This window comes from Pedobacter petrophilus (genome assembly GCF_009674725.1).
Lineage (GTDB): Bacteria > Bacteroidota > Bacteroidia > Sphingobacteriales > Sphingobacteriaceae > Pedobacter > Pedobacter petrophilus.
Window position 1 is genome coordinate 147,158 of the sequence record NZ_WKKH01000001.1, and the last position, 26,252, is coordinate 173,409.

Below are 26,252 nucleotides of genomic sequence, written 5' to 3' on the forward strand. Positions count from 1 at the left end.
AGTCGAAAGTCATTAGTCAATTTGGTTTTAAGTATTAACTTTACAACATTAAAATATTTCAACTTTACAACATTTCATAATGAAATTACTAGAAGGAAAAACAGCATTAATTACAGGCGCATCGAAAGGTATCGGTCGTAAAATAGCTGAAAAATTTGCTGAGCAAGGTGCTAATGTTGCTTTTACATACTTATCATCAGTAGAAAAAGGGGAAGCTTTAGAGCAGGAATTACAAAGCTTCGGCACAAAAGTTAAGGGTTATAGGTCTGATGCGTCAAAGTTTGATCAGGCTGAGCAATTGATTACTGATGTTGTAGCTGAATTTGGAACGATTGATATCGTTGTTAATAATGCTGGTATTACGAAAGATGGTTTGTTGATGCGGATGAGCGAAGAAAATTGGGATGATGTGATCAACATTAACTTAAAATCAATCTTCAACGTGACTAAAGCGGCATCTAAAGTAATGATGAAAGCACGTAAAGGTGTTTTTATCAATATGAGTTCGGTTGTTGGTGTTACGGGTAACGCCGGACAAGCAAATTATGCTGCATCAAAAGCAGGTATTATCGGCTTTACAAAATCTGTTGCTAAAGAATTGGGTTCTAGAAATATTCGTGCTAACGTGGTTGCACCAGGTTTTATCCGTACTGAAATGACAGAAGTTTTAGACCCTGCGGTTGTTGCGGGTTGGGAAAAAGATATTCCCCTGAAACGTGCTGGCGAAACAGAAGATATTGCCAATGTTTGCGTGTTCTTGGCGTCAGATATGAGTGCTTACGTAACCGGGCAAACGCTTTCTGTTTGTGGCGGAATGCTTTAAAGTAAGGTTGAGGGTTTTTAAAGGTCGAGGGTAGAGGATTTCCTTTCTGTAAACTAAGAAATACTAAAAGTTGAAAGGTGGAAAGTTCTTATTTCCACCTTTTTAATTTACAAGATCGCCATGAGAAAAAAAATTATAATTTGCATTGGTGTTACAATACTCATTTTTTTTATATCGTTTAGTTTTAACAGTGCATCTGATGGAAATAATTCAATGGGTTTCCCATTCGCTTTTTACAGTTATTCAGGTGGAAGGAAATATCCAGAGCCAGAAAATAGACATTCTTTTATTGTTTTAGCTCTTATAATAGATATATTAATAGTATTTGGGAGTACATTTGCCATAACATCTTTTATTCGGCGTAAAAAAAATAAATGAGGTTTTGATTTTATAAAGTTGGAATGTTGAAAGGTTTTGCGCTCAGAACTTTACAACATTCTAACCTTCAACCTCACAACTACTTCATAACATATTTCCCCTTGATTTCCTTAATATCTGCTAAGTTTTTATTCTTCTCAAAAGCCAGATAACCTGGTTGTAGTGTTTTCCAGAAATTCACTTGTAATGAAAATTGAGTTGCATACTTTTTCATATTCTCATCCGTCATTTTGAACGGGTAAATGTTAACAGGGATTTTCTCTTGCCCTGAATTTTTGGCCTCGACACCTAAAATGTAAACCTCTTTAATCTTTTCATCAGTTAGCGGAATGCAGCCAACGGTTACGCAATTGCCATGGATGTAAATATCACTACCTGGTTTTTTATCTTTACCGGTCCGGGCTAAATCGACGGCATTTGGATAATTTACTCCCAACGACAAATGGAAGTTACTCATCGGATTGAAAACATTGATGTAATAAAAGCCTTCAGGAGTTTGTTTGTCGCCTTCCATTACTTTTGGCCCTAATACTCCAGAATTTGAACAGAAATCGTAAGTTCTAAATAGTTTATATTTTTTATCTGAATTGTTTTTTAACCAGATTTCCAGTTTTCCCTCAGCTTTATAAGCATTAATTAACATTGTGTAACTACCACCATAGCCCTTTGCTTTCAAAGATTTATTTAGGGGCTCCCACTTTTCGTTGTATGCCTGTTTAACCCTCTCAAATGTTAGTTGGTTTGTCTTGAAATTGGTCTGCGCATTAACCATTGTGCTGATAATCAATAAAAACATTAAACAGGTTAATTTCATAAAATTAGATTTCATCAAAGCTAGTAATTTAACCACAGGAATATCGGGAATTAATAACATCAGGCACTGAGAACACCAGATAATTTATACTTATACCTGACATCGAAAATCTCTATGCATAGGTTTCGTTTCTCTGGTAGAATTAGTTCTCCTTTGGTTTGGTTAATTCTCCGCTTCCTTTGCGGTTAATAACAAAATTAGCATCTTTATAAAATATGAATAGTTTTTTTGCCGGTACTCCTATTTTATATTTCCTTGGTTGCCTTGCATTAGGTTTTTTATATGCCTGGTTGTTATACAGGGGGAATAAAAATCTCGACAAAAAACTACAATTTGGCTTAACAGTAATTAGAATAATCGTTGTTACAGCTATCGCATGGCTATTATTTGCTCCATTAATTAAAACGCTAAATTATACACTCGATAAACCGGTTATCATCATCGGACAAGATAATTCTCTTTCCGTTGGACAAATCAAAGCAGCTGGTTTTAATCAAAAGCTATACGAAGAACACCTCAAAACGTTACAGGATAAGTTATCGGAGAAGTTCGAGGTGAAAGTTTATAATTTTGCAGATTCAATAGCAAACGGCTTCAATTTTAAAAATCAGGGAAAATTAACTGACGCATCAGGTTTTTTCCAAAAGGTCAAAGATGAATATACCAACAGAAATATTGGCGCCGTTATTCTGGCAACTGATGGGATCTTCAATCATGGGGGCAATCCGTTGTATAACATCAACCAGATTAATGCACCGGTTTATACCATTGCGTTAGGGGATAGCATTCCGAAGAGGGATGTATTGATTGGCAATGTAAACTATAATAACATCGTTTACCTCGATGATGATTTTACTGTAGAAGTTCAGATTGAGGCTTTTCAAAGCGATAATGAGAATACCACTTTAACAGTGAGTCAGAACGGCGCTAAAGTTTCGCAACAAGCTATTGCTATTAATGGACCATCTTTTATTAAAACTATTCCGGTTAAGTTACACGCGGGTAAGACCGGGCTTCAAAAATATACGGTTCAGGTTGCTGCGCTCACAAATGAAATCACAACCAGAAATAATTTTCAAACATTCTATGTAGAGGTAATTGATGGCCGGCAGAAGGTATTACTTGCGGCTGTTTCGCCGCATCCGGATTTAAGCGTTTTAAAAGAAGCTATATCCAACAACAAACATTATGAAGTCAAGCTGGCGTTAGCTGACGATTTAAGTACTACAGACCCTTCAAAATATGATCTTGTTGTTTTGTACCAGTTGCCGGATGCACAAAATATATCGAGTTCATTCTTACAAAAGGTTTCTGCATTGAAGAAACCGATTTGGTATATCTTAGGTGCTCAAAGTGGAGTAAATGCCTTTAATAAAATCCAGAGTCAGGTTAACATAAGTTCATCTGATGGTTCCCTGCAAGAGGCTTATCCCGACATAGCCAATGGTTTTACAAGTTTTAACTTAACAGAAGAGGATAAAAAAAACTTTTCTTCATTTGATCCTCTATTGGCTCCTTTTGGCAGATTAACTGTAAATGCCAGTGTATTACCTGTTTTTAATCAACGTATCGGAAAGGTGAGTACACAACAACCGCTATTGTTTTTTACCAATGAGAATGGTTTAAAAAATGGTTATTTAATGGGCGAAGGGCTATGGCGCTGGAAATTATCTGAAGCTAAGAATGAAATTGGTCAGTCTAGCCTGAATGATTTAATCTCAAAAACGGTTCAATATCTTTCTGTTAAAGATGATAAAAGAAAATTCAGGGTATTTACTTCTAAATCAGCATACGATGAGAATGAGTCCATTCAATTTAATGCAACCCTTTACAATGATAGTTATCAGGCTATAAATGAACCTGAAGTGAATTTGCAGATCAAAAATGAAGCTGGAAAAATATTCAATTATACTTTTTCAAAAACGGATAATGCTTATCAGCTAGATGCAGGAAACATGGTTGCAGGCAATTATTCTTATGTCGCCAACACTACAGTGGGTGGAAAGAAATTCACTGCTTCTGGAAGTTTTTATGTGAATAGCTTGATTGCAGAATATCAACAAACCACGGCCAATCATCAATTGCTGAATACAATTGCGAAACAGAGCAACGGAAAACTTTTCATGCCTGTTGATTTGCTAAAAATTGCTGATGAGATTCTTAAAAATGATAATATTAAAACCATCAGTTACGAAGACCGTAAATACAACGAGCTGATTAACATGAAATGGTTATTCGGATTGATTTTGGCTTTACTGAGTGTAGAGTGGTTTTTAAGGAAGAGAAATGGAGAGTTATAAGCTGCGAGTTGAGTCTTTCTAGCTTGGAGAGTATTGGGTGTCGGTTTAACCACAGCGTACGCAGAGAAAAGGCGCAGAGTACACCAAGTAACTGCCTTAATTTGCTATCACTTCTTTTGCTTTGCGAAAAACTTAGCGGCCTTTGCGGTAAATTGAAAATTGCCAATTGAATACTGCTAACTAAACTTAGCAGTCTTTGCGGTTAACTGAAAACTCTAAACTAAACTCCGAACTTAATTAGTGCCATTCATCTCTATAAACAAATTTTGGCATATGCCATTCGTATTTTATAGAAAGCAATCTCAAGGTTAAACCAACAATAGCAGCAAAAAGAGTCGCCAGCATTTCTGAGCCCTGAAAATGTTCAATTCCAATGTAAACCATACCCGTTACAATAGAAGCACTGGCATAAATCTCCTTACGAAACAGGAATGGAACTTCATTGCAAAGCACATCACGCAGTACACCGCCAGCACAACCTGTAATCATTCCGCTAAACAAAACAATCAAAGGAGAAAGGTGCATTTGTTGTGCAACCTGGCAACCAATAATGGTGAAAACGACTAAACCTAAAGCATCCAGATAGAGAAAGAGTCGCTTAAGTTTGGTCATGATGGAAGCGATAAATGCAGCTAGTAGCGCAGCAACAGCGGTAATCACTAAATATTCAGGATGTTCAACCCAGCTCATTGGATAATGACCAAATAATAAATTCCGAACGGTTCCACCACCAAGGGCTGTAACCCATGCAATGATACATACGCCAACCCAATCCATATCTCTGCGGCCGGCAGACAGGGCAGCAGTCATGGCTTCTGCAGTAATAGCGATGATGTATAAAATATGAAGCATGGATGAACTTAGATAAATTTCTGAGCTTTATACCAAGAAAAATGTTTAGTTATTTTCGAACTCCATTTTGTCAGTTCCGCATTGAAAACTAATCTTTTTTCTCTTCGTGGATAATTACAAAAACATCTTCATTGTCTTTTTTCATGAAGTATTTTTCTCGTGCAAACTTCTCGGCAGTACTCAGATTGGTATTTAATTCGTTCAAATCCTTTTTAACCTGGGCAGTCTCTTTTTCAAAATACTCCTTTTCTTCCTGTAATTTATTCGCCTGACTGCGGTATTCGTATTGCGACATCATATCATTTTTATCGAAAAACAGCATCCACATGGCAAATGCAACAGTTGCCAGGAAATATTTATTGCGGAAAAGGTCTATTAAACGTTTCATAGTTTGAGATATGAGTATGGAGATTTGATTTGAAGCAAAATCATCTCCTTGCTTACAAATATAGTATTAAAATAAAAACATCCGAAGATTTAAATCTCCGGATGTTTTTGCAATGGGTGAATATTTGCATTGGGTTTAAACCCAATGCAAGGGATTGTTTGTTAGCATTGGGTTTAAACCCAATGCCAGGGATTTTTTTAAACCCATCACAATAAATTATTTTTTAGCGTATTTGAATTTTGAACCAATGAAACGGGCATTCTCACCCAATTCTTCCTCAATACGTAATAGTTGATTGTATTTCGCAATTCTGTCTGAACGAGATGCAGAACCGGTTTTAATCTGGCCACAGTTTAACGCAACAGCTAAATCTGCGATCGTAACATCTTCAGTTTCACCAGAACGGTGACTCATTACCGAAGTATAGCCACTGTTTTGAGCTAAAGTTACCGCGTTAATTGTTTCTGTTAAAGAACCAATCTGGTTAACTTTTACCAGGATAGAGTTAGCTGTATCTTCGTCGATACCACGTTGTAAACGCGTAACGTTTGTTACAAATAAATCATCACCAACCAATTGAACATGGTCGCCGATTTTATCTGTTAAGCTTTTCCAGCCGGTCCAATCGTTTTCATCCATACCATCTTCAATTGAGATAATTGGATATTTTGCAGAAAGGTCAGCTAGATATTGAGCTTGCTCTTCGCTGGAGCGAATCACGCCAGTAGCACCTTCAAATTTAGTATAGTCATACTTTCCATCTTTGTAGAACTCAGAAGAAGCACAATCTAATGCTAAACAGATTTGAGAACCAGGTTGGTAACCAGCAGTTTCAATTGCTTTTAATACGGTTTCAATTGCATCTTCAGTACCGTCGAAAGTTGGCGCAAAACCACCTTCATCACCTACAGCAGTAGATAAACCTCTATCATGAAGAATTTTTTTCAAGCTATGGAAAACTTCAGTTCCCCAACGTAAAGCCTCAGAGAAAGATGGTGCACCAACCGGCATGATCATAAACTCCTGGAAAGCGATTGGCGCATCAGAATGAGAACCGCCATTGATGATGTTCATCATTGGAATGGGTAAAGTATTCGCGTTAACACCACCAATGTAACGGTATAAAGGCTGTCCAATTTCGTCGGCAGCAGCTTTGGCAACAGCCAAAGAAACACCTAAAATTGCATTAGCACCTAAGTTACCTTTGTTCTCCGTACCATCAAGCGCTAACATTAATTTATCAATAGCATTTTGCTCAAAAACATCAATACCTCTTAATGCATCAGCAATTTTAGTATTTACATTTTCTACCGCTTTTAAAACGCCTTTACCTAAGTATGTAGATTTATCACCGTCACGTAATTCAACAGCCTCATATTGTCCGGTAGATGCACCACTTGGTACAGCTGCACGGCCAAAAGCGCCTGCTTCTGTAACTACTTCAACTTCTACTGTTGGATTGCCTCTCGAATCGAGGATTTGTCTGGCATGGACATTAACGATTATGCTCATTTTTATTTGATTTTTTGTTGATTTTTTTACCTGCTTAGTGTATAAAGTACAATTACTAAGCTTAAATCAAAGTTAGTATATTTTTTAAATAAATAAAGTGTTTTCAGGGTTAATGTTACGATCATCATTGCGATGAATTTCTCATGTTAAATTCGTATTAATATCTGGTTTTCGAAAAGCAAATTCGGTGGTTCTTCGGATAAATCAGTCCCGCTTTACATTCCAACAAAAGCAGAAAAAGCTTTTGGTTTCCATTTCAATCGGGTTTAATTTACGCCGGTCCGGAATCCTTAGGAATAGCGATTGCGACATGGCTTCTTCTAAAATTATATCCCGTGAGTTGAAACTGATGGCAATGAAAGAACGAACACTTGCATTTTATTGCGTTTGACTTTAATCAAACGCACTTATAATTATCCAGCTATAAACTTATAAAAGGGTTCAAATTCTCGATGCCAGAACCATTCTGTATGTTTCCCGTCTTCTCTTTCGAAGAAAACAATACGCTCATTTTTACCATCGGGATTTAACAGCGAATAAACTTTTTTAATGTTATTAATCATTTCATTGCCTTCTTTATCTCCGGCAACGAAAAATAATTTATGGTTTTGCAATCCCGATAGTCGTTCAGCAATATGATCGTATATCTGTGGTGCCAACCATAAGGCCGGACTAAATACGCCTGCTGATCCGAAGGTATCTGCGTATGCTGCTATGGCAAAAAGCGTAATTAAACCACCCATTGAACTGCCAGCAATAGCAGTATTGTTAACATCGGGTAAGGTACGGTAGTGCTGGTCAATAAATGGTTTTAGCGTTTCCGCAAGGAATTTTGCATAAGCTTTTCCTTCCCCTTTTCCATTTTCACTATCATAAGGATTATATTCTTTTAATCGCTCATCTTCGCCGTGATCAATCCCAACAATAATCATTTCTTGCGAACCCTCACGGATTAGATTATCTACGGTTGTATCAACAGCCCACTCATTATTTCTGGCAGGTTTCGCATGAAATAAATTTTGGCCATCCTGCATATATAAAACAGGATATTTCTTTTCTGAATCTTTATAGCTTTTCGGAAGATAAATCCAAACCTGCCGATGTTTATCTAACTGTGGCAGGTAAAACTCCTTGTCGACTATATGAACATGGTCGCCGAACTGGTAGTCTGGCTTTGGTTCTTTAAGGGTATCGTTCCAGTTTTCAATTCTTATATCCATGCTAAATTAACATTACAAATGAATGTCCGGTTTTAAGGAAAAGACATTCATTTATAATTCAAACCGTTCCGGATTTTTGAAATTAAGATGGGAAAAGGATTTTGAAAATGTTTTTTTAAATCCTGATAAACTCATCAAAAAAAATGCAGATATAAATCTGCAAATTAATCATCACCTGATCCCCTGATTTTAAATATTGGAGAAGAGAAAATTCAATCTGGTGAGTTCTGTTTTGATCTGTTTCATACCAATTAAACCGCCAGACATGCCGCTTGATTGCTGAAAGACGTTTACTGTAAGCTCATTTTCTGCAGATTGAACCATAGTTACACTGAATTTATAATACTTTACAAAAGCACCAAATAAAATTCTCATAACTCTGTTTCCATGTTCTAAAAGTAAATTTCCGAATTGTTGATCGGTAACTTTATAACCTTGTTGTTCAAATAACTGCTTGATTTGTTCAGTCATTTCAGCAATAGAAACATCCTGATACAAATTAGAGATCAAACCATCAACCGTTTGGAGGTTTTTAACAAAATGTGGCATAGCGTTTAATTTTTAGATTGTGTTTATTTTAGTTCATCGAGTACCCTGAATAATTTTTTATTAATTCCACCTCCGCTGTAGTTGTTAATATTAATCACAATTACGTATTTATTTCCTGCAGTATCAGCGTGGTATCCGGCAAATGCTGAAACATCATTTATAGTGCCACTTTTTATTTTCATTCCATTGTAGTCTGGCAAGGCCTTAGAGAAATCTTCGAACCAGTTCTCTTTTTGGATCTGAAACAGAATGTCTGCCATTGCCGAAGTGGTAATTCTATTTCCGGGCGAAAGCCCGCTACCGTCAATAATATTTAATGCTGATTTATCAATGCCTTTACCCGCCCACAAATTAATTTCGGTTTCCGCACCCTGAGCGGTGGTGGCTGGTTTGCCAGACTTTAAAGCCATCGTTTTTAATAAAGTTTCGCCATATAGATTCACGCTTTTTTTAAGAAACCAATAGGTTATCTCGCTTAAAGTTGGCGAAGTGATTGTACTGATTTTTTGCGAAATGGCTGGAATTAAGGAATTATTTAACTCCATTAACCTTGCGGTTGTAACTTGCTGACTGGTCTCTATTCCTAATCTTTTGAGTGTATCCTGTAAACGGTAGGCGCAGTCGAAAGCTGGATCTGGCAAAGCCACAGAAATACTTGATTTACCTATGCCCATACCCCAGCTGCCCCGCAAATAAGCAAGATTTGAAAAGGGTGGGAGGAAGGCATAAGTTCTGTCGCCGGTGCCTGATGCACCAGTTTTTAGTTCATTTTTAATTTGAATATAGGGGGTAAACGGCACAGTTTTTACCACTGCTACATCTGCTGATGTACTGGATCCAGGACGTAAATGGATATCGAACTGATTCTCTCTCCAGGCTAATCCAGAAGTTCCGGCACCATAGTAATTACCGATATCTTGCCACACCCAACCCTCTGGTGTAGTTTGCGTGCCAAAAATACGATCGTCACCGATAATCGAGCCTTCAATTTTTTTAATTCCCGCTGTTTTTATTGCCGCTACCCATTGTGATAAAATTACATTTTCTTTATTCTGATAACGCCACGATCCTAGAGTTGGATCGCCACTGCCAGTAATAATGATGTTTCCTTTCAGCGTTCCGTCAGCCGTAATATTTCCCGAATATCCCAGTGTAGTCTGAAACTGAAAATCTTTACCTAAAATGCTAAATGCCGATGCCGCCGTAATGGTTTTTAGCGTAGAGGCTGTTGACAATCCAATCTGATCATTTTTTGCGAAGAGTACTTTGCCAGTATTCGCATCGAGGACACAAAGTGAGATAATGGCATGTTTCGCCTGTTCATCCGCCAGGAGAATATTAAACGCTTTCTCGAGATTTTGTATTTTATTTTGACCAAAACTATTGATGCAACACAGGAGAAAGGAAAAGATTAGTAAATGCTTTTTCATATAAAGGTTAGTCGGTCTTAATTAAAAAATCGATATAATTTTTTTATTGATCACGTTTGTTTGTACAGATTGATAAACGTTGTTGGAAATTTAACTTTCTGGTTTTCGTTCCACTTACTTTCATATGTTAATATATAATTTGGTGATTAGGAGCTTTTGGCGGATGAGATAGCTGTTAAAGATTTAGCACATTTAAACTGCTGTTCTTGCATAATTTAGTATCGTGATTACATTCCGGTCAAAAACATATAAGAGATAGTCGCTAAAAAAGAATATAATCAACCCGAAAACCATTTAAGATGAATAGCGTGAGTAGATTAAGGCAAGAGAAAAATTTGTTACGGAGTGCGCATAAAAAAGCCCGTGTTTTTTGCACGGGCTTAAATTATTTTTAAACTAATTCTTTTCGAATAAGGTATTCTGCAATCTGAACAGCATTTGTAGCGGCACCTTTGCGTAAGTTATCAGCAACAATCCAAAGGTTTAAAGCTTTAGGTGCTGATTCATCTCTACGAATACGACCAACAAAAACCTCGTCTTTTTCGTGTGCATCTTTAGGCATTGGGTACTTTAAGTTTGCTACATCATCTACAACTATAATGCCTGGCGATTTTTCTAAAATACTGCGAACTTCAGCTAAATCAAAATCGTTTTCAAACTCAATATTTACCGATTCTGAATGGCCACCCATTACCGGAATACGAACAGTAGTCGCCGTAACTTTGATGGTATCATCGCTCATAATTTTATTGGTTTCCTTAACCATTTTCATCTCTTCTTTCGTGTATCCATTGTCCATGAACACATCAATATGAGGAAGAACATTTAAATCAATTTCGTAAGGATAAGCTTTTGGTCCATCAAAGATACCTTTACGCTCATTCATCAATTGTTCTACAGCTTTAACACCTGTACCAGTAACTGATTGGTAAGTAGAAACAACAACCCGTTTAATTTTATATTTATCATGCAATGGTTTCAATACCACTACCATTTGAATGGTAGAGCAATTGGGGTTAGCAATGATTTTGTTATCGATAGAAAGCTCATGGGCATTAACTTCAGGTACGATCAATTTAATCGCAGGGTCCATTCTCCAGGCTGATGAGTTATCAATTACTGTAGTTCCGGCTTCTTTAAAACGTGGCGCATGCTCTAATGAAGTATTTCCACCAGCAGAAAACAGCGCAATATCTGGTCTCATGCCAATTGCAGTGTCCATGCTAACGATTGGAAACTTCTTACCCTTAAAAGTAATTTCCTTACCAACACTCTTTTCTGATGCTACGGGAATTAACTCTGTTAAAGGGAAATTTCTTTCCTCCAATACTTTTAACATTACGGTTCCAACCAATCCGGTTGCACCTACAACTGCTACTTTCATTTTAGATTTTAATTATTATATTTATAAAACATTTGATATAAGTCCAAATATGCTAAAAATTAAGCTTATATCCCTATTGCTACCCATAAAATTTGCAGTGTTTATTTTTAATCCTTATCTAATAAAAGATAAGTTGATTAAAAATCAAACTGTATCCATCCCAACAAAAGATATCACTGCTGAATCTCATAGAAATAAGGGAAAGCCTTGTGATGCAAATTCAATTATTAGCCAGGGCGATCTGTTGATATCCGAGGTATTATTTAATCCCCGAACAGGAGGAGTAGATTTTGTAGAGATTTACAACAATTCTAATCACGAGGTTGATTTAAAGGAGTTGCAACTGGCCAATGTAAATGCTGCCGGGACTATTGCTAATGTTAAAAACGTTTCAACAAAACAGCTGATGATTGCTCCGGGCTCATACTGGGTAATTACCACGAACCACAACAATGTTAAACAATATTATCAGACTACATTTCCAACCCATTTTGTCCAGATCAGTAGCTTGCCTGCATTTAATAATGATAAAGGCACCGTAATTCTGCGAAGTAATGGTCAGGTATTGGATCGGCTCAATTACGATGCGAAAATTCATCATCCTTTAATTCGGGATGAAGATGGAATTTCAATTGAAAGGGTTTCCTTCACGGTAGCTACAAATGAACCGGGCAATTTCAAATCTGCTGCTGCTTTAGCTGGATTTGCTACTCCAACCTATCAAAATTCTCAACGGGAGATCAGTGGTGAAGACGATGTTATTTTACTGTCTAAAACTTTTTCGCCAGATGGAGATAATTTTGAAGACCTCCTTAGTTTGAATTATCAGGTTGCTCAAAATTCTAGTTTGGCAACTGTGAATATTTATTCGGATAAAGGAAAATTAGTGCGAAAGCTGGTTAAAAATCAAACGATCGGAGCAAAGGGCGTTTTAACCTGGGATGGCTTAGATGATAATGGAAGCATTTCTGCTATAGGTATCTATGTTATTCTGTTTGATATTTTCGATTTGCAGGGAAATACAAAGCGTTTTAAAAACACTTGTGCTTTGGCTGGGAAGTTAAACTGATGAAATCATCTGATGAATATGGCGAGTTGACCTATTCATCAGATGATTGATAAAGAGATTTATTTCAAAATATTTGCCTTAATGTATGCACAACTTGCTGCCACTGACTCAATCGGATTAGGCTTATAGTTGGTTTCATGCTCAACAAAGAAATGTTTCATTCCTGATAATTTGGCATCAGCAAAAATAGGTTTCCAATCGATACTTCCCGTTCCAACTTCTGCATTTAGCGCAGGGTTTGCTTTGTCCATGTCTTTTACATGCCACATTGTGAAACGTCCAGGGTTATCTGTAAATAATTTAATCGGATCATTTCCGGAGCGAACTACCCAGTATAAATCTAATTCAAAATCAACTAATTTTTTATCCGTTTCATTTAATAGAATTTGATAACCTGTAGTCTCTCCTTGTTTTTGAAACTCAAAATCATGGTTGTGATAAGCTAATCTCAAACCTGCATCTTTACACATTTTGCCAGCGATGTTTATTTTCGCAGCAAGTTTTTTGTAGTCTTCAGCATTTTTTCTGATGCTGGCATCTAAATAGGGAATAGTAATATACTCACTGCCTAAAACTTTTGCGGCAGCGATAGCGGCTTTCAACTCATCGGTATTCCCATCTACAAGATAAGAACCTAAACCATAGTGACCACTAACTGCTTTTAATCCGTTTGAACTCAGTAATTTCTTAAATTCAACTGGTGTTAATCCCCAAAATTGATCTTTAACAGAAAAGCCATAAGTTTCAACTTCTGTAAAGCCTGCTTTTGCAACCTTTTCAATAGTGCCTTTTAAATCTTTAGGCAAATCAGTTCTAAGTGAATAGAGTTGTAGGCCAACTGCTTTTTTCTGAGCTACGCAAGCAAACGACGGAGCCAAAAGTAAGGTTGCTATAGCTAAGCAACCGTTGATGATAAAACTTTTTCTTGATAACATAATGGTAGATTTAAATATCGCAGATTTCAACAGCCTTTTTCAACGAGCCAATTTTATCTGCATTTTTTGGTATAAATTCTTGAGCAACGAAACCTTTAAAGCCGGTTTCTAAAATGGCCTTCATAATTGCAGGATAGTATAATTCCTGTGTTTCATCAATTTCATTACGGCCGGGAACACCAGCGGTATGGTAGTGCGCAATGTATTGATGATTATCTTTTATTGTGCGGATCACATCACCTTCATCAATTTGCATGTGGTAAATATCATAAAGCAATTTGAAGTTTTCTGATCCCAAACGCTTGCAAAGTTCTGCACCCCATGCTGTTTTATCACATTGATAATCGGCATGGTTTATTTTACTGTTAAGTAACTCCATCACCAGTACCACCCCATGTTTTTCTGCCAGTGGTATCAGTTGTTTTAATCCTTCAACGCAATTATTCCATCCGGTTTCATCATCTTTTCCACGTCTGTTTCCGCTAAAGCAAATTAAGTTTTTATAACCTGCAGCAGCAACCAGAGGGATCATAGCGGAGTAATTTTTGATTAGTGTTTCATGAAACTTTTTATCATTAAAACCATCAACTAAATTAATTTCTGCGCCATTACACATGGTCGATTGCAGCCCATGTTTTTTCAAAACTGGCCAGTCTTTCGGGCCAACAAGGTCAATGCCTTTAATGCCGATTTTTTTGGCCTCTACACATAACGTATCTACATCAAGCGTGCTGAAACACCATCGGCAAACCGAATGATTAATGTTGCCTTTAAGCCTGTTAGGTTGTTCTGGTTTATCCATTGCAAATGATGAAATGCCTGATGATACACCAATTGCAGCAGTGCCGGCAATGATGTTTTTTAATGCATTTCTTCTATTTAATTTTGAAGACATTTTTTAAAGGGCTTTAGCTTCTATTTCAGATTTTGTTTTATCATTAAAGAGCACGGCGAAAAGTAAAAAGACTGCCGCAGCAATACCTGCAGGAATAATCCAAACCATTTTCCAATCAACAGCGCCGTTAGCGGCTTTATAAGTATCAGTAATCATCCCTGCAACTTCAAAGCCGATTAGCATTCCTACCCCATAAGTGGCTAGCGTAATTAAACCTTGTGCAGAACTTTTATATTTCTCACCAGCTTTTGAGTTGGTATAAATTTGTCCTGATACGAAAAAGAAGTCATAGCAAACACCATGTAATGCAATACCAATAATGAGCATAAAACTTAGGTCGCCAGCATTACCGAAGGCAAATAATACATATCTTAAGGCCCAGGCGAGCATTCCTACTAATATCGTTTTCTTAAAACCATATTTAGAAAAGAAAACGGGAATAGCCAATAAGAATAATGCCTCAGAAATTTGGCCAATAGCCATTTTCCCTGTAGGGTTTGACACTTTAATATCTGCCAGGAATAAGCCAGCATTCTGATAATAAAAAGCAAGTGGAATACAGATTAAGATCGCGGAAATAAAGAAAATCGCGAAGTTTTTATCTTTTAAAAGCTTAAGTGCATCTAAACCAATTAAATCACCTACTTTAATTTTTTCTGTTGAAGAAACTTTCGGCGGTGTTTTAGGAAGGGTAAAACTGAAAAGTCCAAGGGCTAAGGAGACTATACCTGCCATTAAAAATGTGCTTTTTAATAAGCCTGATTGAATACCTTCCGGAGAATCCCAGTGGAAAACAAAGCTAATTAGTAACCCAGCGATAATCCAACCAATGGTTCCCCAAACCCGGATTTTTGAAAATTCTTTTTCAGGATCTTGCATTTGGTTAAAGGAAACAGAATTTACCAAAGCGAGTGTTGGCATAAATAAGATCATATAACCGAGAACGTAAGGGTAAAATACGCTTACATCAGTGGCGTTATACATTTGATACATTAATATTGCGCCAACAAGGTGTAATACACCCAATATTTTTTCGGCATTGAAATATCTATCGGCGATTAAACCAACGATAAACGGGGCAATAATTGCTCCCCAGGATTGTGTGCCGAAAACGGATGCAGATTCAGATCCTGTTGCTTTTAAGTTATTGCCTAAAAATGTTCCTAGCGTTACAAACCATGATCCCCAGATAAAAAATTCGAGGAACATCATTGTGGAGAGTTTAAAGCGGGTAGTGCTATTCATTTGGTCAGTAGTTATATGGCGTGTGAAGTGGATAATAAAATCTATATCCAACCTACACATTTATTATTTAAATGGGTAAAAAAGAAATGTGAGGAGAGAAAAAAATATTCACATTATATTTCTCTTCCTACATTTCTATCAATTTATAGTTCTTTTATCGTGATGTTTTTGTACCAAACTTCGTCACCATGATCTTGCAATGCAATTTTTCCAGACTTGTATGTTCCCCAATTCTCCCAGTTTGCAAACTTACTTCCTGCAACCACTTTTTTCCAGTTCTCATCCCATAAGGTAGTTTTCACTACTTCAACACCATTTAAAATTAAGGTTAAATTTCCTTTTTTGCTAATAATTTCTGCTTTGTTCCATTCGCCAACCGGCTTAACGGGCTCTGATGAGCTTTTAATTAAATCATAAAGATCGCCAGAACGGTGTTTGGTAATCTTTCCATCCGGGTGACCATCATTATCCAATACCTGTTGCTCTAATCCGGTGGAGTAGGTAGCATGATATTTTGGCTCTTCATGTACATAGAAAATCAAGCCACTGTTTGCTTTTGGTGCTACTTTCCAGTCGTACTTTAAGTGAAAATCTTTGTATTCTTTGTTGGTAACCAGATCACCACCACCATCAGTACCTTTAGTTTTTGGATCAAGGTGTAAGGTCCCATCCTGAACTTGCCAGCCGCTACCTACATTTGTTTTGTTATAAGTATGCCAGCCTGTAGTGGTCTTTCCATCAAACAAAGGTTTAAAACCTTTTTGGGCTTTTGTTATTTGCGTTACTGCCAATAAGATACAGGCAGAAAGAATAAGTTTTTTCATTGTGTTTTATAAATAAACCCCGTAGGTTTTAAATCTACGAGGTTCTGTTATTCATTAAAGAGTTAAATCATTCCAGCCTTTACGGTATTCGCGTTTCACGAATTGGTTGGCTTCGTCAAAATTGGTAATTTTCATATTATCATTATCCCAAAGCATTTTCATGTATCTGCCTGGATAAGTTACCTTTCCATTCACATTTTTTTGAATATCAAAGCTTCTGATTGCCAGATTTGCCATTAATAAAGCTTCAGTCAAAGGGCCGGCGATTTCGAATGGAGAACTTACTTCCTGCTTGCCGTAACCAGCAATTGAAGCTTCAACCCATTGGGCATAGTGACCATCTGCACCACCTTTTACACGGGCATATTTTTCTTTTACGTTGAGGTCTTTGTTTCTACTTAAAGGCAATAATTTCGGATTGGCACTATAGGTTTCAGACATCATTTTACCTTTTGTTCCAACAAACAATGTACCGTTACCACCATCACCAAAAGTTTCATTGGCTTCTAACTCAGCAGGGCGCTCCGGCTGAATACCACCATCCATCCAGTGTAAAGTTACATCACCTTTAGTTTTCTCCGTTTTAGGGAATTTCAAGGTTACATGACTTGATGGAGGACAACTTTCCGGGAAATATCCGCGTTTAAATTCATCTACATAAACAGAGCCAACACTGGCTTCCACTTCTTTGGCATATTTCAGGTTTAATACACTAAATGGAGCTTCAATCAGGTGGCAACCCATATCTCCTAATGCACCGGTTCCATAATCCCACCAGCCGCGCCAGTTAAATGGCACTAATTTATCTACATAATCTTTTTCGGGGGCGGTACCTAACCAAAGGTTCCAGTCTAATTCTTTTGGAATTTCTGATTTCTTATCAGGCCATGGAATCCCCTGAGGCCAAACCGGACGGTTAGTCCAGGCATAAACTGTATGTACATCGCCAATTAATCCTGCTTCATACCATTCTTTCATTTGGCGTGGACCGTTATTTGAGGCACCCTGGTTACCCATCTGCGTTACTACTTTGTATTTTTTTGCGGCAGCGGTTAGAATACGGGCTTCGTGAATATCGTGCGTAAGTGGCTTTTGTACATAAACATGTTTACCCAACTGCATGGCAGCAAGTGCTTGGATGGCATGGTTATGATCTGGTGTTGAAATGGAAACAGCATCAAAATTTTTGTGCTCTTTATCAAGCATTTCACGATAATCTTTGTAGTATTTCGCTTTTGGAAATGCCTTTACACTACCAGCTGCACGGCGATCATCTACGTCGCACAGGAAGGCAATATCTGCTTTGCCACTTTTTGCGAACCCGGCAATATCACTTTGTCCTTTTCCGCCAACACCGATACCTGCAATAAGTAAACGATCGCTAGGGGCTATAAAGCCTGGCCCACCCAATACATGGCGTGGAACGATCATAAATGCAGCTGCGGCGATGGCGCTGGTTTTAATAAAGTCACGGCGGTTACTCGTGTTTTTATTTTCTTGCTCTGTTTTCATTGGGATGTTTTGAAGTTTGATTCCGGTTTTATTACTTCTTTTTTAGGGATAAAATATATTTCACCATCAATTTAGCATCAGCAGGTTTTAAGGATGCATGTGCAGACATTGGCATTGTACCCCAAACGCCTGTACCACCCTTAATAATTTTATCTGCCAGGTAGTTGATGTTTTTTTCTGTTGCAGGATATTTTTTAGCAATATCCACGTATGCAGGGCCGATGATTTTATTCACCTTATTATGGCAACCGATACAATCTGATTTGTTAATTAATTTTTCGCCTGCACTCATTTGCATAGCATGGTTCGATAATGTTGCCGTTGCCACTACCGTTTTCTCTTTCTCTAGATCTGCTTTGGTAAAAGAGGCCATAAAAATTACTACAGCGCCTAAACCTAATAATGTTTTTTTCATGTGTGTGTGTTGTTTTACTCGCATGCAACCTTATTTTCAAATGATTAAAATATGGTTATCATGCTTGTGTGTTAGTCTTATAATCCTAATATTTTTTTATTGAAAGCGCTATCACTACCCGATGCTGCAAAATCATCAAATGCTTTATCGGTTACTTTAATAATGTGATTTTTTATAAATTCAGCGCCTTCACGGGCACCGTCTTCCTGGTTTTTAATACAACATTCCCATTCCATTACGGCCCAACCTTTAAAGTCGTATTGTGCAAGTTTGCTAAAAATGGTTTTAAAATCTACCTGGCCATCTCCCGGCGAACGGTATCTGCCTGCACGATTTGCCCAGCTCTGGTAACCACCAAAAGTACCTTGCTTACCAGTCGGATTAAACTCTGCATCCTTTACGTGGAACGCTTTAATTCGCTCATGGTAAATATCGATGTATTGAATATAATCCAATTGCTGTAACACAAAGTGTGATGGATCATACAATAAGCATGCCCTGTTGTGATTATTCACCGCGGCCAGGAACATTTCATAAGTTTCTCCATCAAATAAATCTTCGCCCGGATGGATTTCATAGCAAACATCCACACCACAACTGTCAAATTCATCTAAAATAGGCATCCAGCGTTTTCCAAGTTCAGCGAAACCTTCTTCCACCAAACCTGCAGGGCGCTGAGGCCATGGATGAAAATATTGCCAAAGCAAAGAGCCACTGAAAGTGGCATGTGCATTTAAACCTAAGTTTTGCGATGCTTTTGCCGCATATTTCATTTGCTGTACCGCCCATTCTGTTCTGGCTTTTGGATTTTTGTGTAATTCCTTTGGTGCAAATGCATCAAATAAATCATCATAAGCCGGATGAACAGCAACCAGCTGACCTTGTAAATGTGTGGAAAGTTCAGTGATTTCAAGTCCGTAAGAAGCGATGGTGCCTTTTAACTCATCTGCATAGGTTTTACTCTCTGCAGCCTTTTGTAAATCGATAAACCGATTATCCAAAGTTGGCATTTGAATGCCTTTGAATCCTAAATCTGCTGCCCATTTACAAATGTTCTCTAAAGAATTAAATGGTGCTTCATCACTAATAAACTGCGCTAAAAATACTGCTGGTCCTTTTATTGTTGTCATGCTGATTTTAAATTTTATAATCCCACCATTTCTGGTCTGATTGGCTGGAGCTCACCACGTTTTCTATAAAGGCCATTCCACGAACACCGTCTTCAGTTGTTGGAAAATCCAGCATTTCTGCAGTAGGTTCCTCGTTATTTAACTTAGCGTTTACTGTAAGGGCGAAGTTTTTGTAAATATTTGCAAAAGCTTCTAAATAGCCTTCGGGATGACCTCCCGGGGTACGGGTATTGTGTTTTGCAAAACTACCCATGTAACCATTTCCAGTTCTATAAATTTGCGCAGGTGCATTACTCCATTTTACCAACAGGGTGTTTGGTTCCATTTGATGCCATTCTAAACCACCTTTTTCACCATAAACTTTTATTTTTAAGGCATTTTCTTCACCAGCTGCAATTTGCGATGCAATGAGTACACCGTTAGACCCGTTATCAAATTTTAATAGTACGTTTCCATCATCATCAATTGCTCTTCCAGGAACAACAATATTTAAATCAGCACATATTTTGGAAATTTTTAATCCCGAAATATATTCAGCTAAGTGCGCTGCGTGCGTACCAATATCCCCCATGCTTCCGCTTTTGCCGGTTTTAGATGGATCGGTGCGCCATGCCGCCTGTGCGTTTCCTTCACGTTCGGATAAGGTACTTAACCAACCTTGCGGATATTCTACTATAATTTTTCTAACCGCTCCGATTGCACCTTCACTAATCATTTGTTTAGCTTGTTTAACCATTGGATAACCCGAATAAGTATGGGTTAAACAAAGTGTTAAACCGGTTTCTTCTACTTTAGCATGCAGCTGCTTAGCCTCGTCTAAGGTAAGGGTCATTGGTTTTTCAATTACCACGTTAAAACCCAGTTCAAGCGCCATCATTGCAGGAGCAAAGTGAGCAAAATTAGGCGTAACAATAGTAACGAAGTCTATTTTTTGATCTGCCGGCAATTCACTTTCTGCCTTTAGCATTTCTTCGTAAGTTTTGTAAATTCTATCATCTGGCAGGAATAATAATTTACCAGATTCATATCCCACTTCAGGATTTACACTTAAAGCACCCGCAGATAGTTCTATTAAACCATCCATGTTTGCCGCAAGGCGATGTACGGCACCGATAAAGGCGTCTTTACCGCCTCCTATCATGCCCATTCTTAGTTTTCTTTTCATAAAGGTTTAGGGTGTAAGGTGTGAGGTTTAAGGCTTTGGACTCACCCTATACCTTAACCCTTACACCTTTAACCTATCTATTTAAATGTTGTTTTTCTTTAATTCTTTTACGGCATAATCAGCAGCACGTGCGGTTAAAGCCATAAAGGTAAGTGAAGGATTCTGACATGCGATTGAAGGCATACAGGCACCATCGGTAACAAATACATTGCTTACCTCATGCATCTGGTTCCATTTGTTAAGAACAGAAGTTTTAGGATCATTACCCATTCTAGCTGTTCCCTGTTCATGAATGGCCATACCCGGATAGCAGCCACCATCATAGGTCTTAACGTTTTTCATACCCGATGCTTCTAACATTTCAGCTGCATCATTCATCATATCTACACGCATTTTCTTCTCGTTCTCTTTGTATTCGCAATCTATTGCCAATACAGGTTGACCCCATTTATCTTTTTTGGTTTTATCAATATAAACCCTGTTTTCGTAATAAGGTAACATTTCTCCGAAACCACCTAAACCCATGCTCCATTTACCTGGTTTGGTCATTTTTTCTTTAAGTCCAGAACCAAATGAAAGTTCTGCAACATCATCCTGCCAGTTTGCGCGGCTTGCACCACCCTGATAACCGAAACCGCGTAGGTAATCACGTTTGTCATTCCTAACATTCTGATATCTAGGAATGTAAATTCCATTTGCACGACGTCCGTAAGTGTATCTATCATCAAAGCCTTCTGCTTCTCCAGATGCACCGCAACGGAAATGGTGATCCATTAGGTTATGTCCTAATTGTCCGCTTCCATTTCCTAATCCATTTGGATGCGCTTCCGAAGTAGAGTTCAACAAAACGAAGGTAGTACCCAGCGTTGATCCATTAACAAATACAATCTTTGCATAGAACTCCATTGTTTTGTTTGTTTCGGCATCAATAACCATTACACCTTTTGCTTTTTTGGTGTCTTTATCATAAATGATATGGTTAACGATAGAGTATGGCCTAACGGTTAATCTTTTTGTAGCCATCGCAGCAGGTAGGGTAGATGATTGTGTGCTAAAATATGCTCCAAACGGGCAACCACGGCTACATAGGTTACGGTATTGGCAATTCCCACGTCCCTTGTGAGGAACGGTTAGATTTGCAACCCGGCCAATCATCATGATCCGTTCTCGTTTATAATGTTCTTCTATGCGGGCCTTAACAGATTTTTCTACGATATTTAAATCCATAGGAGGCAAAAATTCTCCGTCAGGGCATAGATCCCAATTTTCTTTAGAACCACTGATACCAGCAAATCGCTCTGCGTGATCGTACCATTTTGTAAGATCAGCATAGCGAATTGGCCAATCACTTCCATGACCATCTTTTTTATTGTCTTCAAAATTATGGTCACTAAACCGGTAGCTCTGACGGCCCCACATTAAGGATTTACCACCAACATGGAAACCACGGTACCAATCGAATCTTTTATCTTCCGTATAAGGACAATCCAAATCATTTACCCACCATTTTTCATTGGCTTCCTGATAAGGGTAATCTCTTTTTTGAACAGGGTGGGTCCTTTTTTGTTCTTCAGTTAATCTACCTGCGTGTTCAAACTCCCAGGGGCTTTTCATTGCCGTTTCATAGCCGGTAATGTGCTCGATGTTCATTCCTCTCTCGAGCATTAAAACACGTAAACCCTTCTCTGTAAGTTCTTTTGCAGCCCAGCCGCCACTAATCCCCGATCCTATTACAATAGCATCGTAAGTATTTTCTTCTTTTAAATTTGTATTTAAATTCATGATGTTTTGTAGTTGTAGTTTAGAAATTAGGTAGCCCAGGATTTTTGTCCAGGTTTAAGCTTGGTGTTTCCGTCGAATCGTCCCGGAACAAGAACATATTCACGTGCTTTTGTGCATCCAATTTCCGAAGAGTAGTAGCCTAGTAAGGTTAAATCCCTTGCTGTAGTGAAAAAGTAAATCAGATCTTTGTTTTCTTCTGATTTAGTTTCTTTGTCTGCGATAGACATTAGCCTTAAATCGACCATCAATTTGGTTCGTTCAGGAACAGTTAAGGCTACATAATTTTTTTTGAAATCTTGCATAGACTTGTCCTGAAGTTGTTTGAAACCTCTCGCAAACGAGGTTTGCATTTCCTTCGGATAACAATCCTGCATCATCATTGGAATGAATTTGCCTAAACCTGCGGCTTTAGCGCCAGCTGATGATTTGGTTGTCGGGACAATAATGTCAGCAAATTCGGCGAAAATTTTTTGATCCTGAACCGAAAATGAAACAAAATTCTTTTCATTTTCAGGGAGTGTAAAACTTTCAAATAGAACGCCCATTGTGCTCGCTGAGATTGCTCCTCCCAGTAAAAATGCAACGTTTTTGAGTGCTTCTCTTCTGTGCATCGTTTTTGTATTTTATATATTGGTTATTTATGCGTTGAATAAGTAATATTAGAAATAATTGGCATATTAATCAAATATGAAAGCTTTAAATAAGCATTCGCAACGCGATTGTTACTAAGTAGAATAATTCTAAATAATACGTGAATTATCGTCTTAAATACGTTTATTATTTGTTTTTACCTGCTGATTACTTCGTGTACTATTTACATTAACCATCTGTAAATTGAACTTTTGCTAATAAATGTAAAGTCCAGAACGTTTTGAAAGCTTTTTTTTAATTTTGATTACTTTTACTTTGTGTCATTTTAAACACTTTATGGATGATGAGTATCAAACTTACAGGTTTATCTTTTCAGTTACAACCATTTATATATGATTTTGGATAAAAAATATTGAAGGTAAAGGAAGATGTAAAGAGTGGTTTGATAACCTCAGGCTTGCTTCAATAATCGTAAGCCTTTACTTCGAGTTACGTTAAATTTTTGTAGCCCTTTTTGTCTCATTTTTTTACCTTTGCACATTCTCGAAAAAAAATATGCAGGAAAAAATTATTGTGCTGGGCTCAAATGGGCAGATTGGTACTGAGTTGGTAACCATGTTACGTAAAATATATGGTGATGATCATGTGGTTGCCTGCGACATTCGCCGACCTGATTACGACATTAAGAATTCTGCGCCTTTTGAATTTGTAAATGTTCTAGATAAGGAGATGATCAATGGTATCTTCAAAAAATACAAACCCACTCAGGTTTATCTCCTGGCTGCTTTACTATCGGCAACAGGAGAACAAAATCCAAAGCTGGCCTGGGATCTAAACATGAACGGGCTTTTGAATGTTTTAGATTTAGCGCTGGAGTATAAGGTGGCGAAAGTTTACTGGCCGAGTTCGATTGCTGTTTTCGGACCAAATTCACCAAAAGATAATACTTCGCAATTTTGCGTAATGGATCCAAACACGGTTTATGGGATCAGTAAATTGGCTGGTGAGCGTTGGTGCGAATATTATCATCAGAAATATGGATTGGACGTTCGCAGTATCCGTTATCCAGGTTTAATTAGCTGGAAAGCTGCTCCAGGTGGTGGAACAACAGATTACGCGATTCATATTTTTCATGAGGCGCTGAAAAAAGGAAGTTATCAGAGTTTCTTAAACGCAGAAACAGAACTTCCTATGATGTATATGGACGATGCCATTAGGGGTACAATTGAATTGATGGATGCACCTGCAGATCAGATCTCTGTTCGCAGCAGTTACAACTTTGGAGGAATGAGTTTCACTCCTGAAGTATTGGCGGCTGAAATCAGGAAACATATTCCGGATTTTACCTTAACTTACGCAGATAATGATCCGCGTCAGCAAATTGCAAATAGCTGGCCCCGGTCTATAGATGATCGTTTTGCGACTAATGACTGGGGATGGAAACCCGAGTTTGACTTGGCTAAAATGACGACAGATATGTTAAATAATTTAAAAAAATAAGGTGTAGGGTAGAAGGTAAAAGGCTTAGGGTATAGCGCCTAATCTGGATACTTGATACCAAATACTTGATACTACAAAATGGGAAGAGCATTCGAATTTAGAAAAGAAAGAAAATTTAAGCGCTGGGCCAAAATGGCGGTTCAGTTTACGCGTATTGGAAAAGACATTGTAATGGCAGTTAAGGATGCAGGGCCTCATCCGGAAACCAACTCCCGTTTGCGAACGGCAATGCAGAATGCAAAAGCCGTAAATATGCCAAAAGATAGGGTAGAAGCTGCGATTAAACGTGCTTCTGATAAATCTATGGCTAATTATGAGGAAATTGTATATGAAGGTTACGCGCCTCATGGTGTAGCTGTTTTAATTGAGACGGCTACTGATAATACTAACCGTACTGTTGCCAATGTTCGTAGTTATTTTAACAAAACGGATGGATCTTTAGGTAAAACCGGATCATTAGACTTCGTTTTCAACCGTAAATCTGTTTTTCGTTTTACACCTGCAGAAGGCCTGGATTTGGAAGAGCTGGAATTCGAATTAATTGACGCTGGTTTAGAGGAACTTTATGTAGAGGCTGATGAAGATGGCAATGATGTTGCCGTTGCACAAGGTGCCTTCGAGAATTTTGGTCCGTTGCAAAAAGCATTGGAAGAAAAAGGAATTGAATTAAAAAGCTCAAAATTAGAACGCATCGCTTTATCACATCACGAAGTTACTGAAGAGCAGGCTGCTGACGTATTGAAACTGATTGATAAGTTAGAAGAGGACGATGACGTGCAAGCGGTTTATCACAATATGGCTGAATAAGGCAGCTAACAAACCTCGTTGGTTTTTAAAACCAACGAGGTTTAAAATTTTGAAAATTTGTGCGTTTTTGCCATTAAATTAGAATGCACCAAATTCTTCTGTATCGTTTAACTGATGATGCTTGTCTGCGTGATATTTTTCAAAATACTTTTTTCCACCGAACCAATCCCAAACTTCTGGTCGTTTTAAATCCGTTGCTTTATCCGATATTAAACTCAGATAGGAAGAATATCGATAGGTTCTAAAATCTGCTAGAAAACCATGGTTTTGTGGGTTCGCATGTATGTAATAGATTAGTTCTGTTAAATAGAATTCATCTTTAACTTTTTTCTTTTTAAACCTTTCTTCAAACAATTTACCAGTTCTGCCATATTTTTTGTTAAATGCTTTCGCGTAAGAATTAAATAAATTGGAAAACATTTGTTCTGCCGTTTTCTGATTGATTTCATTTGCATGAAGTACATTTTCTTTAATTCTGATTAAAATATGAAAATGATTGTTGAGCAGGCAATAGGTGTAAACATCGGCAACGGGTAGAATATACTTGCGCATTAACTTTAAGAAATAAAAATAATTTCCATCTTCTTTAAACAGAATTTCGCTGTTATTACCACGATTGTAAATGTGATAAAAGCAACCTTCTTCCAGTGTGTTTGATATTTTCATCTTTTAAAAGTTGGTGATGATTTTATCTTTTTTTCATTTTAATAAACCTCGTAGGTTTTTTCTCTT

24 protein-coding genes are annotated in these 26,252 nt (G+C 37.6%); 5 read left to right on the forward strand and 19 right to left on the reverse strand.

Annotated elements, in window-relative coordinates:
- The first annotated feature begins 79 nt into the window (after window positions 1-79).
- On the forward strand, window positions 80-823 hold the full coding sequence (gene fabG, locus GJU39_RS00560) for a 3-oxoacyl-[acyl-carrier-protein] reductase (protein ID WP_154278732.1): 744 nt from the start codon (window positions 80-82) through the stop codon (window positions 821-823).
- Window positions 824-1,280: 457 nt separating this feature from the next.
- On the opposite strand, the gene GJU39_RS00565 is transcribed toward fabG, so the two are convergent.
- The gene (locus tag GJU39_RS00565; RefSeq protein WP_154278861.1) at window positions 1,281-2,015 is read right to left on the reverse strand and encodes a L,D-transpeptidase family protein; all 735 of its coding nucleotides are present in this window, start codon (window positions 2,013-2,015) and stop codon (window positions 1,281-1,283) included.
- 215 nt (window positions 2,016-2,230) lie between these two features.
- On the opposite strand from GJU39_RS00565, the gene GJU39_RS00570 reads away from it, so the two are divergent.
- Entirely contained in the window at window positions 2,231-4,315 is a 2,085-nt protein-coding gene (locus GJU39_RS00570) for a hypothetical protein (protein ID WP_154278733.1), read from the forward strand.
- A 237-nt stretch (window positions 4,316-4,552) separates the two neighbouring features.
- Here GJU39_RS00570 and GJU39_RS00575 read toward each other — a convergent pair whose 3' ends face one another.
- From GJU39_RS00575 to GJU39_RS00605, 7 genes are all read right to left on the reverse strand, one after another.
- Window positions 4,553-5,167: a trimeric intracellular cation channel family protein gene (locus GJU39_RS00575; RefSeq protein ID WP_154278734.1), complete on the reverse strand. Its 615-nt coding sequence runs from the start codon at window positions 5,165-5,167 to the stop codon at window positions 4,553-4,555.
- Window positions 5,168-5,255: 88 nt separating this feature from the next.
- Entirely contained in the window at window positions 5,256-5,555 is a 300-nt protein-coding gene (locus GJU39_RS00580; RefSeq protein WP_154278736.1) for an FtsB family cell division protein, read from the reverse strand.
- Between the two features lie 216 nt (window positions 5,556-5,771).
- A complete protein-coding gene (eno, locus tag GJU39_RS00585) occupies window positions 5,772-7,067 on the reverse strand; it encodes a phosphopyruvate hydratase (protein ID WP_154278738.1) in 1,296 nt (431 codons plus the stop codon).
- A 413-nt stretch (window positions 7,068-7,480) separates the two neighbouring features.
- The gene (locus tag GJU39_RS00590; RefSeq protein ID WP_154278740.1) at window positions 7,481-8,287 is read right to left on the reverse strand and encodes an alpha/beta hydrolase; all 807 of its coding nucleotides are present in this window, start codon (window positions 8,285-8,287) and stop codon (window positions 7,481-7,483) included.
- A gap of 189 nt (window positions 8,288-8,476) precedes the next feature.
- Window positions 8,477-8,836: a hypothetical protein gene (locus GJU39_RS00595; protein ID WP_154278742.1), complete on the reverse strand. Its 360-nt coding sequence runs from the start codon at window positions 8,834-8,836 to the stop codon at window positions 8,477-8,479.
- 23 nt (window positions 8,837-8,859) lie between these two features.
- A complete protein-coding gene (gene dacB / locus GJU39_RS00600) occupies window positions 8,860-10,266 on the reverse strand; it encodes a D-alanyl-D-alanine carboxypeptidase/D-alanyl-D-alanine endopeptidase (RefSeq protein WP_154278744.1) in 1,407 nt (468 codons plus the stop codon).
- Between the two features lie 391 nt (window positions 10,267-10,657).
- Window positions 10,658-11,650 carry an aspartate-semialdehyde dehydrogenase gene (locus tag GJU39_RS00605; protein ID WP_154278745.1) on the reverse strand — a complete coding sequence of 331 codons (993 nt, stop codon included), beginning with the start codon at window positions 11,648-11,650 and terminating at the stop codon, window positions 10,658-10,660.
- Between the two features lie 133 nt (window positions 11,651-11,783).
- Between GJU39_RS00605 and GJU39_RS00610 the strand changes: the two genes are divergently transcribed.
- Window positions 11,784-12,719 carry a lamin tail domain-containing protein gene (locus tag GJU39_RS00610; RefSeq protein ID WP_167515625.1) on the forward strand — a complete coding sequence of 312 codons (936 nt, stop codon included), beginning with the start codon at window positions 11,784-11,786 and terminating at the stop codon, window positions 12,717-12,719.
- 59 nt (window positions 12,720-12,778) lie between these two features.
- Here GJU39_RS00610 and GJU39_RS00615 read toward each other — a convergent pair whose 3' ends face one another.
- The 10 genes from GJU39_RS00615 to GJU39_RS00660 all read right to left on the reverse strand — a co-directional run bounded on the left by GJU39_RS00615 (window position 12,779) and on the right by GJU39_RS00660 (window position 23,233).
- Complete coding sequence (locus tag GJU39_RS00615; protein ID WP_154278747.1) at window positions 12,779-13,654, reverse strand: sugar phosphate isomerase/epimerase family protein; 876 nt, start codon at window positions 13,652-13,654, stop codon at window positions 12,779-12,781.
- Between the two features lie 10 nt (window positions 13,655-13,664).
- On the reverse strand, window positions 13,665-14,549 hold the full coding sequence (locus GJU39_RS00620; RefSeq protein WP_154278748.1) for a hydroxypyruvate isomerase family protein: 885 nt from the start codon (window positions 14,547-14,549) through the stop codon (window positions 13,665-13,667).
- Between the two features lie 3 nt (window positions 14,550-14,552).
- Window positions 14,553-15,794, reverse strand: a complete 1,242-nt coding sequence (locus GJU39_RS00625; protein WP_154278749.1) for a nucleoside permease — start codon at window positions 15,792-15,794, stop codon at window positions 14,553-14,555.
- A gap of 143 nt (window positions 15,795-15,937) precedes the next feature.
- Window positions 15,938-16,618 carry a 3-keto-disaccharide hydrolase gene (locus GJU39_RS00630; protein ID WP_154278750.1) on the reverse strand — a complete coding sequence of 227 codons (681 nt, stop codon included), beginning with the start codon at window positions 16,616-16,618 and terminating at the stop codon, window positions 15,938-15,940.
- A 54-nt stretch (window positions 16,619-16,672) separates the two neighbouring features.
- A complete protein-coding gene (locus GJU39_RS00635) occupies window positions 16,673-18,130 on the reverse strand; it encodes a Gfo/Idh/MocA family protein (RefSeq protein ID WP_154278751.1) in 1,458 nt (485 codons plus the stop codon).
- Window positions 18,131-18,161: 31 nt separating this feature from the next.
- Window positions 18,162-18,545 (reverse strand): c-type cytochrome, encoded by a 384-nt coding sequence (locus GJU39_RS00640; RefSeq protein ID WP_154278752.1) that lies wholly within the window; start codon window positions 18,543-18,545, stop codon window positions 18,162-18,164.
- 77 nt (window positions 18,546-18,622) lie between these two features.
- A complete protein-coding gene (locus tag GJU39_RS00645; RefSeq protein WP_154278753.1) occupies window positions 18,623-19,675 on the reverse strand; it encodes a sugar phosphate isomerase/epimerase family protein in 1,053 nt (350 codons plus the stop codon).
- 7 nt (window positions 19,676-19,682) lie between these two features.
- On the reverse strand, window positions 19,683-20,840 hold the full coding sequence (locus GJU39_RS00650; RefSeq protein WP_154278754.1) for a Gfo/Idh/MocA family protein: 1,158 nt from the start codon (window positions 20,838-20,840) through the stop codon (window positions 19,683-19,685).
- Between the two features lie 81 nt (window positions 20,841-20,921).
- Entirely contained in the window at window positions 20,922-22,622 is a 1,701-nt protein-coding gene (locus GJU39_RS00655; RefSeq protein WP_154278755.1) for a GMC oxidoreductase, read from the reverse strand.
- A gap of 26 nt (window positions 22,623-22,648) precedes the next feature.
- Window positions 22,649-23,233 carry a gluconate 2-dehydrogenase subunit 3 family protein gene (locus GJU39_RS00660; protein ID WP_154278756.1) on the reverse strand — a complete coding sequence of 195 codons (585 nt, stop codon included), beginning with the start codon at window positions 23,231-23,233 and terminating at the stop codon, window positions 22,649-22,651.
- A gap of 535 nt (window positions 23,234-23,768) precedes the next feature.
- Between GJU39_RS00660 and GJU39_RS00665 the strand changes: the two genes are divergently transcribed.
- On the forward strand, window positions 23,769-24,713 hold the full coding sequence (locus GJU39_RS00665) for an NAD-dependent epimerase/dehydratase family protein (protein WP_154278757.1): 945 nt from the start codon (window positions 23,769-23,771) through the stop codon (window positions 24,711-24,713).
- Window positions 24,714-24,791: 78 nt separating this feature from the next.
- Window positions 24,792-25,520, forward strand: a complete 729-nt coding sequence (locus tag GJU39_RS00670) for a YebC/PmpR family DNA-binding transcriptional regulator (protein ID WP_154278758.1) — start codon at window positions 24,792-24,794, stop codon at window positions 25,518-25,520.
- A gap of 78 nt (window positions 25,521-25,598) precedes the next feature.
- Here GJU39_RS00670 and GJU39_RS00675 read toward each other — a convergent pair whose 3' ends face one another.
- On the reverse strand, window positions 25,599-26,186 hold the full coding sequence (locus tag GJU39_RS00675; protein ID WP_154278759.1) for a transposase: 588 nt from the start codon (window positions 26,184-26,186) through the stop codon (window positions 25,599-25,601).
- Window positions 26,187-26,252 lie beyond the last annotated feature (66 nt).

Excerpts from the sequence above, each read along its gene's own strand:
- fabG (WP_154278732.1), top strand. The coding sequence starts at position 80 with ATGAAATTACTAGAAGGAAAAACAGCATTAATTACAGGCGCATCGAAA.
- GJU39_RS00565 (WP_154278861.1), bottom strand. The coding sequence starts at position 2,015 with ATGAAATTAACCTGTTTAATGTTTTTATTGATTATCAGCACAATGGTT.
- GJU39_RS00570 (WP_154278733.1), top strand. The coding sequence starts at position 2,231 with ATGAATAGTTTTTTTGCCGGTACTCCTATTTTATATTTCCTTGGTTGC.
- GJU39_RS00575 (WP_154278734.1), bottom strand. The coding sequence starts at position 5,167 with ATGCTTCATATTTTATACATCATCGCTATTACTGCAGAAGCCATGACT.
- GJU39_RS00580 (WP_154278736.1), bottom strand. The coding sequence starts at position 5,555 with ATGAAACGTTTAATAGACCTTTTCCGCAATAAATATTTCCTGGCAACT.
- eno (WP_154278738.1), bottom strand. The coding sequence starts at position 7,067 with ATGAGCATAATCGTTAATGTCCATGCCAGACAAATCCTCGATTCGAGA.
- GJU39_RS00590 (WP_154278740.1), bottom strand. The coding sequence starts at position 8,287 with ATGGATATAAGAATTGAAAACTGGAACGATACCCTTAAAGAACCAAAG.
- GJU39_RS00595 (WP_154278742.1), bottom strand. The coding sequence starts at position 8,836 with ATGCCACATTTTGTTAAAAACCTCCAAACGGTTGATGGTTTGATCTCT.
- dacB (WP_154278744.1), bottom strand. The coding sequence starts at position 10,266 with ATGAAAAAGCATTTACTAATCTTTTCCTTTCTCCTGTGTTGCATCAAT.
- GJU39_RS00605 (WP_154278745.1), bottom strand. The coding sequence starts at position 11,650 with ATGAAAGTAGCAGTTGTAGGTGCAACCGGATTGGTTGGAACCGTAATG.
- GJU39_RS00615 (WP_154278747.1), bottom strand. The coding sequence starts at position 13,654 with ATGTTATCAAGAAAAAGTTTTATCATCAACGGTTGCTTAGCTATAGCA.
- GJU39_RS00620 (WP_154278748.1), bottom strand. The coding sequence starts at position 14,549 with ATGTCTTCAAAATTAAATAGAAGAAATGCATTAAAAAACATCATTGCC.
- GJU39_RS00625 (WP_154278749.1), bottom strand. The coding sequence starts at position 15,794 with ATGAATAGCACTACCCGCTTTAAACTCTCCACAATGATGTTCCTCGAA.
- GJU39_RS00630 (WP_154278750.1), bottom strand. The coding sequence starts at position 16,618 with ATGAAAAAACTTATTCTTTCTGCCTGTATCTTATTGGCAGTAACGCAA.
- GJU39_RS00635 (WP_154278751.1), bottom strand. The coding sequence starts at position 18,130 with ATGAAAACAGAGCAAGAAAATAAAAACACGAGTAACCGCCGTGACTTT.
- GJU39_RS00640 (WP_154278752.1), bottom strand. The coding sequence starts at position 18,545 with ATGAAAAAAACATTATTAGGTTTAGGCGCTGTAGTAATTTTTATGGCC.
- GJU39_RS00645 (WP_154278753.1), bottom strand. The coding sequence starts at position 19,675 with ATGACAACAATAAAAGGACCAGCAGTATTTTTAGCGCAGTTTATTAGT.
- GJU39_RS00650 (WP_154278754.1), bottom strand. The coding sequence starts at position 20,840 with ATGAAAAGAAAACTAAGAATGGGCATGATAGGAGGCGGTAAAGACGCC.
- GJU39_RS00655 (WP_154278755.1), bottom strand. The coding sequence starts at position 22,622 with ATGAATTTAAATACAAATTTAAAAGAAGAAAATACTTACGATGCTATT.
- GJU39_RS00660 (WP_154278756.1), bottom strand. The coding sequence starts at position 23,233 with ATGCACAGAAGAGAAGCACTCAAAAACGTTGCATTTTTACTGGGAGGA.
- GJU39_RS00665 (WP_154278757.1), top strand. The coding sequence starts at position 23,769 with ATGCAGGAAAAAATTATTGTGCTGGGCTCAAATGGGCAGATTGGTACT.
- GJU39_RS00670 (WP_154278758.1), top strand. The coding sequence starts at position 24,792 with ATGGGAAGAGCATTCGAATTTAGAAAAGAAAGAAAATTTAAGCGCTGG.
- GJU39_RS00675 (WP_154278759.1), bottom strand. The coding sequence starts at position 26,186 with ATGAAAATATCAAACACACTGGAAGAAGGTTGCTTTTATCACATTTAC.